This window comes from Delftia sp. WY8, assembly GCF_018437695.1.
Lineage (GTDB): Bacteria > Pseudomonadota > Gammaproteobacteria > Burkholderiales > Burkholderiaceae_C > Comamonas > Comamonas tsuruhatensis.
Genome location: NZ_CP049795.1, coordinates 6,083,701 through 6,095,534 on the forward strand (window position 1 = coordinate 6,083,701; position 11,834 = coordinate 6,095,534).

General features: G+C 64.5%; 9 protein-coding genes and 1 pseudogene. 4 read left to right on the forward strand and 6 right to left on the reverse strand.

Annotated elements, in window-relative coordinates:
• Positions 1-50 precede the first annotated feature (50 nt).
• From G4D77_RS27840 to G4D77_RS27850, 3 genes are all read right to left on the reverse strand, one after another.
• On the reverse strand, positions 51-1,160 hold the full coding sequence (locus tag G4D77_RS27840) for an acyl-CoA dehydrogenase family protein (protein WP_026062547.1): 1,110 nt from the start codon (positions 1,158-1,160) through the stop codon (positions 51-53).
• 327 nt (positions 1,161-1,487) lie between these two features.
• Positions 1,488-2,720 carry a sensor domain-containing phosphodiesterase gene (locus tag G4D77_RS27845; RefSeq protein ID WP_034367634.1) on the reverse strand — a complete coding sequence of 411 codons (1,233 nt, stop codon included), beginning with the start codon at positions 2,718-2,720 and terminating at the stop codon, positions 1,488-1,490.
• A 369-nt stretch (positions 2,721-3,089) separates the two neighbouring features.
• Positions 3,090-3,905, reverse strand: a complete 816-nt coding sequence (locus tag G4D77_RS27850; RefSeq protein WP_034367637.1) for a helix-turn-helix domain-containing protein — start codon at positions 3,903-3,905, stop codon at positions 3,090-3,092.
• A 73-nt stretch (positions 3,906-3,978) separates the two neighbouring features.
• Between G4D77_RS27850 and G4D77_RS27855 the strand changes: the two genes are divergently transcribed.
• On the forward strand, positions 3,979-4,695 hold the full coding sequence (locus tag G4D77_RS27855) for an aspartate/glutamate racemase family protein (protein WP_034367640.1): 717 nt from the start codon (positions 3,979-3,981) through the stop codon (positions 4,693-4,695).
• A 96-nt stretch (positions 4,696-4,791) separates the two neighbouring features.
• Here the strand turns inward: G4D77_RS27855 and G4D77_RS27860 are convergent, their stop codons facing one another.
• From G4D77_RS27860 to G4D77_RS27870, 3 genes are all read right to left on the reverse strand, one after another.
• Positions 4,792-5,958, reverse strand: coding sequence for a GGDEF domain-containing protein (locus G4D77_RS27860; RefSeq protein ID WP_016453228.1), 1,167 nt, complete (start codon positions 5,956-5,958; stop codon positions 4,792-4,794).
• A 509-nt stretch (positions 5,959-6,467) separates the two neighbouring features.
• Positions 6,468-7,151, reverse strand: a complete 684-nt coding sequence (locus G4D77_RS27865; RefSeq protein ID WP_154834037.1) for an energy-coupling factor ABC transporter permease — start codon at positions 7,149-7,151, stop codon at positions 6,468-6,470.
• 202 nt (positions 7,152-7,353) lie between these two features.
• The gene (locus tag G4D77_RS27870; protein WP_016450653.1) at positions 7,354-7,743 is read right to left on the reverse strand and encodes a MerR family transcriptional regulator; all 390 of its coding nucleotides are present in this window, start codon (positions 7,741-7,743) and stop codon (positions 7,354-7,356) included.
• 72 nt (positions 7,744-7,815) lie between these two features.
• Between G4D77_RS27870 and G4D77_RS27875 the strand changes: the two genes are divergently transcribed.
• The 3 genes and pseudogenes from G4D77_RS27875 (at position 7,816) to G4D77_RS27885 (ending at position 11,828) form a co-directional block, all read left to right on the forward strand.
• Positions 7,816-8,895 carry an SDR family oxidoreductase gene (locus G4D77_RS27875; RefSeq protein WP_154834038.1) on the forward strand — a complete coding sequence of 360 codons (1,080 nt, stop codon included), beginning with the start codon at positions 7,816-7,818 and terminating at the stop codon, positions 8,893-8,895.
• Between the two features lie 161 nt (positions 8,896-9,056).
• A pseudogene (locus tag G4D77_RS27880) lies at positions 9,057-9,952 on the forward strand (oxidoreductase).
• Positions 9,953-10,202: 250 nt separating this feature from the next.
• Entirely contained in the window at positions 10,203-11,828 is a 1,626-nt protein-coding gene (locus G4D77_RS27885; RefSeq protein ID WP_154834039.1) for a sensor domain-containing diguanylate cyclase, read from the forward strand.
• Positions 11,829-11,834: the final 6 nt, after the last annotated feature.

An 11,834-nucleotide genomic window follows, 5' to 3' on the forward strand; every position in this document is an offset into this window, starting at 1 on the left:
CTGGATGGGGGAGGAGGGGTGAAGCGATCGACGGGTTCTGCCGTTCAGGCTCAGGCGGCGGCGTCGCACATGCCTTTGCCCAGCATGTCGTAGATCACATCGGTGGTGGGCGCCATGACCGAGGCGGCGCGCGCATCGCGGAACAGGCGCTCTATGCCCAGCTCCTTGCGGAAGGCGGCGCCGCCGCACACGCGCATGGCAATGTCGGTCACTTCCAGTGCGGCCTCGGCGGCTGCGGCCTTGCTCTGCAGCAGGCGGGTGCGCGCATCGGCCCGGGCCGCCTGCACGGCGGCCACGGTATCGTCGCGCAGCAGGCGGGCCTGCTCCAGGCGCAGCTGGGCACGGGCCAGGTAGGCGCGGATGGTGGGCAGGTCGGCCAGCGAGCTGCCGCTTTCCGCAAAGCGCGTGCCCGCCACATGGGCCACGGCGCGGCGCAGCGCGCCCTGCATCAGGCCGATGGACGTCGTGGCGATCAGCGTGGGAAAGAAGGGCATCAGATAGCGGCCCTTCACGGCCTCGCCCTCGCCGTCGGCGCCCAGCATGCGGGCGCGTGGAACGCCCACGTTGCGTGCCTCGATGGGCGAGGACGCATTGCCGCGCAGCCCCATGCCGTTGAAGCGTCCGGGAATGGACAGGCCCGGCAGCCGGCTGTCCACCAGCCACAGCGTATTGCCCTCGCCCTGCGTGGCGCGCGAGATCCAGACATAGGAATCGGCCTCGCCGGCCGACGTGATCATGCTCTTGAGCGCGTTCAGGTGGATGACATCTTCAGCGGCGGTCGCCGTGCCCGTCGGCGCCCAGATATGGCTGCGCGAGCCGGCTTCGGACACCGCCAGCGTGGTGAGGTGGCGGCCGGCCGCGATCTCGCGGCGCACAGGGTCGTCGGCAAAGGGTTCGATCAGCGCCACGCCGCAGTAGTGCATGGTCAGCACCATGGCCGTGCAGGGGCAGTCCTGGGCAATGCGCTCGACGACCTGCACCGCTTCGGCCAGGCCCTTGCCCAGGCCGCCCACCTCGCTGGCGCTGATCAGGCCCAGCAGGCCGGCTGCCGCCAGTGCATCCAGCGCGGCACGCGGGTAGCGTGCCTGCTCGTCGATCTGCGCGGCCTGGGGCGCGATGATGTCGCGCATGAGGGGTTCGAGTTGCTTCAAAACTTCCATCTGGGTTCACCGTAGGCATGCCCATGACCGCCTGCCGGGAGGCTGTTGCTGGAAGTCTGGGGAAATGCTGGGGCGCCGCGATGGCCGCTGGACGCGCCTGCCGCATGCAGACCTGCAATGGCGGATGGGCTGGGGAAAGAATGCAGGCGATTATGCGCCGGGTGCACTACGGCTTCGCGCAACGGGCGCCTTGCTCGGGCACCATGGCTGGTGTATGCTTGATCCCGGTCAAGGTGGCGGGAGAACGCTGCGTCGCCACAGCACATTCACGCACGCATGCAGGCAGGCACGCATTCACGCAGGCTCGAAAGCTTGAACGCCTGGGCCCTAGGCCCTGGCAAGCCCCATGGCCAGCGCCTGTGCTGACCCCATCGGCTTGGCAAAGAAGTAGCCCTGGGCCAGATCCACGCCAAGGCTTGCCAGCGCATTGAATTCCTCTGCAGTCTCCACACCTTCGGCGACCACCACGCTTCCTATTTCGTGCGCGAAACTCGTGAGCCCCTTGGCGAGCGCACGGCGGCTGCGGTCGGTATCGACGTCGTGCGTGATGCTCATGTCCAGCTTGATCATGTCCGGTTGAAGATGCAGGATGTGCCGCATGCTGGAGTAGCCGGCACCGGCATCGTCGACTGCCAAGGTCGCGCCCCGGCGCCGCAGCGGAGCCAGTGCATCGGCCAAAGCCCTGTAGTCATCCACGGCGGCATGCTCCGTGATTTCCAGCGTCACGCGCGACAGATCCTGGTCCGAACCCAGAAGCCGGGGCAGCTGCCCCGACTGGATCAGCTGCGGCGAGCAGTTGACTGCGAGCAGCCAATCGGTTGGCAGGCGACCGAGCGCGCCAAGCGCCGTGTCGATTGCATGGCGCTCCAGCTCCAGCCCCAGGCCGACTTCGTGCGCTGCCTTGAACCATTGGTCTGGCGGGCGAAATGGCTCCAGGTCAAAGCGCGACAAGCACTCAAAACCGTGCAGCTTGCCTGTCGCGATGGTGTATACGGGCTGAAATACAGGGCGCAGCGCATTTCCCTGCATGGCAAGGCGGATTTCGTTGGCCGCTTTGTCCCTTGCATGCTGGACCGCAGAAGTTGCACTGAAATGCAGTCCCAATAAATCGGAGAATGCCCGCAACAGCGACATATCGTGCTCACCCAGCGCGGGATTGGGCTGGTGGCTGAAGCAGCACAAGGTGCCGTACAGACGGTTGTCATCCAGGCGGATCGGTACGCTCAGGTGCGAGCCGATGGGAATGGTGTGCGTCTCCGGTATTCCCTGTGCAGCGGGTAAACGGGACGTGTCTGGAATCAACTGCGGCAATTCGCCATTGACCACCTTCTGGCAATAGCCCTCGTTCAATGGAATCTTCTGCTGCCGGAAAATCACACCGCCAGTGCTCTCGTCCACATGCTCCAGCACCCGATCCGCTTCGCGGAATCGGGCCACAAAGGCCACATCCATGCCCAGATGCCGCCGGACCACGGACAGTACACGGTCCACTCCATCCAGTTCAATGGCGAAAGCAAAAATTCTGCTCAAAGGTGCGAATGTGGATTTTCGAGGGGTCATTTCATTGATCTGCTCTATCAGATGTGTACGCACATTGAATGGGCACGCTGCTGGCGGATTGGCGGTCCTCAGTTCTGCCCGGCATGGCCGAGCGGCACGATATGCCGTTGATAACGGGAATGAATTATCGGTAGTCCGCTCCATTGGCAGGAACACGGCAAGGTTTGGGGTGCCGCGCCATCGCAAATCAGAACAGGGGGAGAGCAATGGCCCTAAGTATGCGCGGTTGAAGTGCGCAGGTCGAGTCCGTCTGTTCGGATTGACAATGGGAATGAAAAGCCAACGCGGGAACTTGCAAGTTCATTGCACCGCCTGGAACACCGGTCATGCCGCATGCCCCGGGCGTGACGGGTCCAGGTGCTCCATCGGTCACTGCCTGGCCGTATGGCGAATGCGGGCCAGGTACTGGCTGGGCGTCAGCCCCAGATGTTTGCGAAACGCGGCTCCCATGTGCGATTGATGGCTGAAGCCGCAATCGTGGGCGATACAGGCCAGCGAATCGGCATCCGCCCGCATCATGGAGCGGGCCGCCTGTATGCGGGTCTCCACAAGATAGGCATGCGGAGTCATGCCAAGCAGCTGGGAAAACTCACGCAGAAAACGCAGCGGGGTGCGACGGGTCATCCGGGCCAGCTGGGCAATGCTCAACGGCTGTGCAAACTCGGCCGCCATGCGCTCCAGAACCGGCCGATACACCGGGCGCAATGCATCGATGCGCGGGATGGGCGCATGGGGCACATCCCTCGCATCGACGCATTGCCGGGCCATGAAGTGCAGGGCTGCCTGCTCTATTGCCAGGGTGTCCGTCTCGGGGCAAAGCAGCAGTTGCCGCAGCTGGTGCGCAATCTGCAAGGCGGCGCGCTGGCCAGGGTGTACAACGCGCCGGGCTTCGGTGTCAGGCACTGCGTCGTCCAGCCATTGCTCCCATTGCGCAGGGGTACAGCGAACCACCAGGTACTCGCCACCCGTGGCCGATTCGGAAAACACATCCACCCCCGGTGGCGTGCGTGCCACCGTGCCGGGCCATGTGTCGAAGTCCACGCGGCGGTCGCTGCCAATGGCATGCACGCCTTGCTGGCGCTCCAGCGCAATGCCCAGCGAATGAAGGCGGGTCGGGTCATGGCTGCTGTAGGCCGCGCGGCCCAGCAGCTGCACCTCGAATCCCGGTAGTTCCTGAACTTTCATCACCCTGGTGCCTTGTGTCTTGAACTGAAATTTCTTGATAGACGGGAAACCGGGCGCTGCCCACACTGAAGGCATGAACGCAAACCACACGGAAATTCACCGCATCATCGGTCTCATCGGGGGCATGAGCTGGGAGTCCAGTGCCGAGTACTACCGGCTCATCAACCAGGGCGTGCGCGACCGGCTGGGTCCGCTGCGCTCTGCAAAACTGCTCATGTACAGCGTGGATTTTGGCCCTATCGAGCTGGCCCAGCATGAAGGCCGCTGGGATGACGCAGCCGCCTTGCTGGAAGATGCCGCGCGGCGGCTGCAGGATGGCGGGGCGGATGGGGTGCTGCTGTGCACCAACACCATGCACAAGCTGGCAGACCGCATTGCGGCAGCGGTGCGCATCCCTTTTCTGCACATTGCCGACCCGGTGGCCGATGCGGCCCGGGCGGCAGGCTACCGCAGGCTGGGGCTGCTGGGCACCCGCTTCACCATGGAGCAGCCCTTCATGCGCGAGCGCCTGCAGCAGCAGGGGCTGGAGGTGATGGTGCCGCAGGAGGCGGACCGCGCCGAAGTGCACCGCATCATCTACGAGGAACTGTGCGCAGGCCGGATACGGGAAGAGTCGCGGCGCACCTATCAGCGCATCATGGCGCAGCTGGCCGGGCAGGGCGCCCAGGCCATGGTGCTGGGCTGCACGGAAATCAGCCTGCTGGTGCAGCAGGCGCATTGCCCCGTGCCCGTGCTGGACACCACGGCCTTGCATGCCGAGGCTGCGGTGGACTTTGCATTGACGCCTTGAGGCGCCAAAACGACCCGGACTGAACCGGCCCGGACCCCTATCAGCGGCAGATGTGACCTGCAAGCGCACGCAAGCGGCCCACCTGCGGCAAGCAGATCATCCGTGGGGCCGCCCTGGCGCAAGCGGGGCGAGTTCCATCCGGTCCCGTCCCTTGCGCTTCGATGCATAGAGGGCCTCGTCGGCCTGCTTGAGCCAGTGGGACAGCTCTGTTCCGGGCTGGTCGAACAAGGCCGCACCGATGCTCAGGGACACGGGCTGCGGCGTCGCGAACATCGCGCGCGCCTGCTGCACGAACGCCTCGCGCAAGTCCTGGCCCAGCGCCTGCGCGGCCGTGCCGCAGACGTTGTGCAGCAGGATCACGAACTCATCCCCGCCCAGCCGCGCGGCCAGTGCGCCGCGAGGCAGCACGCTGCGGATGAGGTCGCTCAGCGTCACCAGCAGGCGGTCGCCGGCATCGTGGCCGTGCAGGTCGTTGACCTGCTTGAAGTGGTCGATGTCGATCAGCAGCAGGGCGCCGGGGCGCGCCGGCGAGGCTTGTGCCAGCAGCGCCGGTGCGCGCAGATAGAGCGCGCGGCGGTTGTCCAGGGAGGTCAGCGGATCGCGGGCGGCAATCTGCGCGATGCGCTCCTCGCGGCGATGGCGCTCCGTCCCGGTCATGGACATGGCCAGCAGCATGATCGCCATCACGCCCTCCACCAGCGAGACCAGGATCACCGTGCCGCGGAAACTGCCCAGGTTGACGAAGGCGTCCAGCGCCACGGTCGATCCTGCCTTGGCGAGGTAGAACAGGCCGTGGGCCAGCAGCACGAAACTCAACTGCGCCGCGCCCATGCCCAGCGCGCCGCCATGCGGGCGCAGCAGCAGGCCGGCGCGCAAGGTGGTGATGGCGATCAGCAGCGACTGGATGCCCAGCATCGCCTTGGACCACCAGGGCCCGTCTGGCAGAAACAGCATTGCCAGCCAGACGACGGCCAGCAGCCACCAGAAGTGCGACAGCCGCACGCGCATGAATCCGGCGACCCCGGCCAGGAACAGCCAGTGGGCGGCGATCAGCAGGCCGTTGGGAAACCAGATGCCCAGCAGCACATGGCCGCTGGAACGCAGCAGGGCCAGCACGCAGCCCACGACGATGATGGCGAACCCCGCGCTCCACAGCAGCAGCGAGCGTTCGCGCACGCTGCTCCATTCCGCAGCCAGATACAGCGCCGAAGCGGCCGCCATGGCCGTGGTGAGAACGAGCAGGGTGAAGGGGTCGAGAGCCATGGGCGATGGAGGTATCGGCGCAGGCGCGCTCCTTGTGAGAGCCGCCAGACAAGGAGCAATGCGGCGACGGTCCGTGCCGTCGCGATGCAGTGGAGCAAAGCGAGCGGGGCGGATTGTCGCAGGAAGCGGGTTTTCAGGCTTGCCCGATCACCCGGCTGCAGCGATTCCGGCGTCGGCCGCGTTGCCAAGGCCACGTCGCGGAGGCGAACGCCGGGTCCTTGCACTGCGCAGGCATCCCGCCGCTCCAGACCATGGCGAAGCCGTCCTCACTGCTGGGCTGCGGGCTCTGTTGGAAGCCCGGGGCCTTGTGGAAGGCGGTGGATTTGCCGAGCTCGCTTGCCGGCAGGCTGATGAAGAGGGACCTGGTCATGCTGGACCAAGAGGAAGCGGCCACGGCTGCGCGCGGGGCCGCTCCCCGCTTTGCCATGGTGGCCCGGGGGCGGCAAGGCGGGAGCACCGGGGCAAGATGCCCTATGGGGCGTCAACCGTGACCGGGGGAGCCGGCCCTGTCAGACCGCAACGGCGTGCAGGCGGGTATTGAAAAGCGGCCCTTGGGTGAAGGTCGCCAGGCGCTTGGCCAGCCACAGCACCGCCAGGTCCACCAGGGGTTCCACCAGCACGACGCACATGTAGGCAGCACCGAAGCTTGCCACCTCGGTCAAGGTTGCCAGGCTGGCACCGTGGCCGTAGATGGCCCAGAACGCGACCCACAGGACAATGCCGCCCTGGTAGGTGGTGGACAGGGCCAGGGCCTGCCTGTAGCTGATGTCCACATAGGCCGTGCCGGCGGGAATCAGCCGGCGTGCCAGTTGGTTCACCGCATACAGCGGCACCAGCAAGGTGGTGACGTTCATGCCGTACTGCGGCAGGTCGAAGGGGGCAAAGAACAGGCCCTGCACCAGCAGGCCGAACGCCAGGCCGATGGCCGCAGCTCCCGCGCCGAACATCAGCAGCAAGGTCGAGCCCAGGATCAGATGGACCTCGGACACGCCGACCGGCTCGTGCGGAAACACCTCGAAGAAGCTGAACACCAGCGCGGTGGTGATGACACTGCGGGCCAGCAGCGCGAGCCAGCCGCCGTTGTCGTGCAGGCTTTGCCTTGCCAGGGCGGCGGTCAGGCCGAAGGCCGCTGCGGCGGTGACATAACTGAGGGCGATTTTTTCGGGGCTGACGACGCCGGGTTCGATGTGCATGGGAGGTCCTGAACAGTCAAGGTCCGTTGCAGGGCGGGCGCCGGCTGCGCAACGGCAAAGGTATTGAGCATAGCCGTGGATGAATGGCTGCGCCATGCCTTGGCGCGGCAGATGCGTTTTCTGTCCAGGCTGCGCGGATGTACTCGGGTGATGCCGGGGGCTGCCATGCAGCGATTGCCGCTGTTGTCTGGATGCCGACAGCTCACTTCAAGGCGTTGTTGAGTCGCTGAAGCTCAAGTTGCTTGGCAGCACTGGCCTCGAGATTTGCACGCTCCTCGTCCAAATACCGATAAATGCTTTTGAGCTCAGTGATTTTCTTTCTGATCTCCAGCATTTTCTTTTCAATCAACTTGGCACCCTCGGCACAATCGATTGACTTGTTTCTCTGCGCGTCCAGAATTTCGCCTATTTCCGCAAGAGAAAATCCCATGCTTTGTGCGCGCTGGATAAATCCAAGATCCTGCAGGGTTTGTGGTGTGTAAACACGGTAATTGTTGTTTCGCCGCAATGGTGCGATAAGGCCGATCTTCTCGTAGTAGCGCAGGGTATGGCGGCTGGCGCCGCTGCGGACCTCGAGTTCGCCGATATTCATGAAAAAACGCTTGACTATAGAGTTTGGTCGACAGTCTACACTCGATTTTTCATCGTGCCAAGGAGCAGAAAAATGAGCGTGGAGTGCTTTGTTACGGGAGGGACCGGCTTCATCGGCCAGCATCTGGTGTCATGCCTGAGCGCAAAAGGTCACACGATTCGGGTGCTGATGCGTCGCCCGGAGCGCCTGGCGCAACTGCGGGAGCAGGTCGACAATCTGGGAGGTGTCGCAAACCGTGTCTTTGCCGTGGCTGGCGATCTGGAGCAGGAGAGCCTCGGCTTGAGTCTTTCCGATCGAGAGGCTTTGCGGCAGGCCGAAGTTGTGTTCCACCTGGGCGCCCACTTCGCGTGGGGCCTTTCAATGGAGCATTCGCGTGCAGTGAATGTGGAAGGTGCAAAGCGCGTGGCGTTGTTGGCAGCGCAGCAAGATAGCCGGCTGGTGATGATCGGCGGCTATATGCTGAAGAACAATGAACATCTGCAGCGCATCGGAATTGATCCCGGCCATCCGGAAAGGACTCATTGGCCTGCCGTCTATCGGCGTGTCGGCGCTTACGAGGGGAGCAAACTGGAGGCGCATTTCGCGACCCTGGAGTCCATGGCTGCCAAGGGAGGGAAAATGACCGTCGTGCACCCCGCAACGGTCTGTGGTCATAGCCGCACGGGACATATACCTTGCAGCCAGCCACTGGTGGATCTGATACGCAATCTGGCGCAGGGAAAACTGGCTGCAGTGCCCGGTAGCGCAGAGCACTGGTTGCCATTGGTCACTGTGGATTATCTGGTCGAGCTGGTTTCGGCTTGCGCTTTTGATCCTTCCATGGCCGGTCAGGAGTTTCTGGCGCTTGACGACCAAAGTCCCAACTTGCGAGAACTCCTGGCAGAGGTGGCACAACCTCTTGGAATAAAGTCCCCAAGGCATCATATTTCGCTCCGATTGCTGAAATGGCTTTTGAGCATTCCTCCGGTCGCGCGGTTTTTGAATACGGATGCCGAAGCCTTGGACTTCATCCAGACTACGCGTTTTGACACAGCGGCGGTCGAGAAATTCGCCAAAAGGCACGGAATATCAAAGCCGGATATGCGTCAATCGTTACGGAATACTGCAATGTTCGTCAAATCATATTGCATGCCCAGTGAAAAAGTCCACTGACGTGTATTTTGCCGGGATGAATACTGAGAAACTATCAAGATGCATTGCACCTATGCACGCACAGCCAAGAGCAGCCCTCCACTGCGCCCGTGGCACTCCATAATTGTCCTTTTCAGGTGTCGAGGCCGGCGCCGAGCATCCGTTTCGAGGAATCCGCTTCAGTGAATCAACAAGTCCATACAAGAATCGCTGTCCTGGGGCCCGGTGCGATCGGGACCACCGTCGCTGCTGCGTTGCACGAAGTCGGCCGCACGCCCATGCTTTGCGGCCGTTCGCCGCGCGACAGCCTGGTGCTGCAAGGTAGCGGTGTTCGCATCGTTGTTCCCGGGCCGGTGAGAACGGAACCAGCACAGATTGCACGCCCGGTGGACCTCGTTTTCTCGCGGTCAAAGCGACTCAGACCGCTGCCACTGCGCAATGGCTTGCGGCGTTGAGCGGCCCGCAAACCGTCGTGTGTGTCCTGCAAAACGGGGTCGAGCAGTTGGAGAGTGTCACTGCGCTGTGCCCTCAGGGGCGAGTCGTTCCTGCAGTCGTGTGGTTCCCTGCGCAGGCGCAATCCGATGGATCGGTGCTCCTGCGCAGCGATGCTCGGATCAGCCTGCCTGACGAAGCGGCCTCCCTCCTGGTTGCGCAGGCACTGCAAGGCTCCCGGTGCCTGGTAGACCTGGTTTCGAATTTCAGATCTCTGGCCTGGCAAAAGCTGCTGCAGAACGCGGTGGCCGGGCTCATGGCGCTCACGCATCGCCGCTCGGGCATGTACGGCCGGCACGACATCTCCAAGCTCACACTGGACTATCTGCAGGAGTGCCTGGCCGTGGCACGCGCCGAAGGTGCTGAACTGGGCGATGAGGTCGCGCAGGCGATCCTCGACAAGTTCCAGGCATCCCCTGCCGACTTGGGCACGTCCATACTGGCGGATCGCGAAGCAGGCCGCCCGCTCGAATGGGATATCCGCAACGGCGTTATCGCGCGCCGCGGCCGGGCGCGCGGGGTTCCGACCCCGATCGGTGATGTCTTGGTGCCGCTTCTTGCTGCCGCGAGCGACGGCCCCGGCTGATCACCCATGCCTTGACGATAAGGCCTGTGATCACAGGCCTGCCATCCGCATTCAGCCTGAAGCTGTTGGCAGCACCCCCCAATCCCAACCCTGCCGGCCGATTTTTCCGAAGCCGGGGACAATACCGGGTTCGCGGGTTTTTCCGGCTCGACCTGGGTCGAGGACGGGAATCGCTTGCGGAAGGAAGCTGCACTGGCGTTGAACCCGGACGCAGAAAACCCCAAGATCGGACGGCGGCGAGACTGCCGAGATGGCGCAGGTGCATGTGACGAAGAGGGATTGGTGGACAAGGGCCTGCCGCAGCCGCAGCGGTCGGCCCGTCAAACGCGATACCCGCCTGGTGGGCTGGCTGCTGGCCGTGGTGTTCGTGTCGGTATCGGCGGCCACGGTGTGGCAGTTGGTGGCTGCGCGCCAGCGCACGCTGGCCGAGGTGGATACCGTCAACCGCAATCTGGCGCAGACGCTGAATACCTATTCCGAAGGCGTGATCACCCAAAGCTCCATGTTGCTGCTGGGCATTGCCGAAAGGCTGGAGCTGGATGGCGCCGGTGCCGCGCACCTGGAGCGCGTGCTGCATCTGGTCAACCGCCAGGAGCAGCTGCTGAACCAGCTCAACGAGCTGCTGGTCGTGGACGCGCAGGGGCGCTGGCTGATGTCGTCCAAGGGGACGTTTCCCCCAGGAACGCAAAGCGCGGACCGCGACTTCTTCACGCACCACCGCGACGACCCGTCGTCAGGCATCTACATCGGGCCGCCGATCCGCAGCCGCTCCACAAGCGAATGGGTGATCACCATCAGCCGGCGCTATACCGACAGCGAGGGCCAGTTTGCCGGCGTGGTCGTGGTGACGCTGGGTGTGGAAAATTTCCTGCGGCTGTTCGGCAAGATCGACATCGGCGAGCAGGGCGCCATTTCACTGAGCACGCCGGGCGGGCAACTGCTGGTGCGCCACCCCTTCCGTGAGCAGGACCTGGGCCGGGACTTCTCGCAGTCGCCCAATTTCCTGCGCCACTATGCGGGGGCGATGTCGGGCACGGCGTCGTTCCGCTCGGGCCTGGATGGCACGGAAAGAATCTATGCCTTCCTGCGCAGCGAGCGCTATCCGCTGGTGACCACGGTGGCCCTGGGCCGCGACGAGGCGCTCAGTTCCTGGCAGCGCCAGGCGCAGCTGACGCTGGCCGTGGTGCTGGGGCTGTTTCTGGCGATTGCGCTGATCGGCTGGCGGCTGACGGCGGCGATGCGGCTGCGCTCGCGTGCCGAATGCTCCCTGGTCAGCGCGCGCGAGGAATTGCTGCAGGCCAACCGCCGGCTGGAGGTGCTGGCCGCCCAGGACCAGCTCACGGGCCTGGCCAACCGGCGCCGCTTCGACGAGGTGCTGGAGCGCGAGGCACGGCGCGCCGTGCGCGAGGGCACGCCGCTGTCGCTGCTGCTGATCGATCTGGACCATTTCAAGGGCTACAACGACGCCTACGGCCATGTGGCGGGCGATGCCTGCCTGCAGACAGTGTGTCGCGCCCTGGCCCAGGCCGTGCAGCGGCCCGGCGACATGGCGGCGCGCTACGGCGGGGAGGAGCTGGCCGTGGTGCTTCCCAATACGGACCATGCCGGCGGGCTGCAGGTGGCCGAGCGGCTGCGTGCGCGCATCGAGGGCCTGGGCCTGGAGCACCGCAGCAGCCGCTTCGGCCATGTGACGGCCAGCATCGGCGTGGCGACGGCGCAGTGCGGTGAGGCTGGCGCGACTCAAGGCGCTACACAAACCGCTACACAAGGCACTACCCACGGCTCCACCCAAGGTGCCGCCGTGGCGCTGGTGGAAGCGGCCGACCGTGCGCTGTACCGCGCCAAGGCCGCAGGGCGCAACTGCGTGCAGGGCTGAATGGGG

Coding starts and splice junctions, on each gene's coding strand:
- G4D77_RS27875 (WP_154834038.1), top strand. CDS start 7,816: ATGAGCGTGGAGTGCTTTGTTACGGGAGGGACCGGCTTCATCGGCCAG.
- G4D77_RS27840 (WP_026062547.1), bottom strand. CDS start 1,160: ATGGAAGTTTTGAAGCAACTCGAACCCCTCATGCGCGACATCATCGCG.
- G4D77_RS27870 (WP_016450653.1), bottom strand. CDS start 7,743: ATGAATATCGGCGAACTCGAGGTCCGCAGCGGCGCCAGCCGCCATACC.
- G4D77_RS27885 (WP_154834039.1), top strand. CDS start 10,203: ATGGCGCAGGTGCATGTGACGAAGAGGGATTGGTGGACAAGGGCCTGC.
- G4D77_RS27860 (WP_016453228.1), bottom strand. CDS start 5,958: ATGGCTCTCGACCCCTTCACCCTGCTCGTTCTCACCACGGCCATGGCG.
- G4D77_RS27855 (WP_034367640.1), top strand. CDS start 3,979: ATGAACGCAAACCACACGGAAATTCACCGCATCATCGGTCTCATCGGG.
- G4D77_RS27865 (WP_154834037.1), bottom strand. CDS start 7,151: ATGCACATCGAACCCGGCGTCGTCAGCCCCGAAAAAATCGCCCTCAGT.
- G4D77_RS27845 (WP_034367634.1), bottom strand. CDS start 2,720: ATGACCCCTCGAAAATCCACATTCGCACCTTTGAGCAGAATTTTTGCT.
- G4D77_RS27850 (WP_034367637.1), bottom strand. CDS start 3,905: ATGAAAGTTCAGGAACTACCGGGATTCGAGGTGCAGCTGCTGGGCCGC.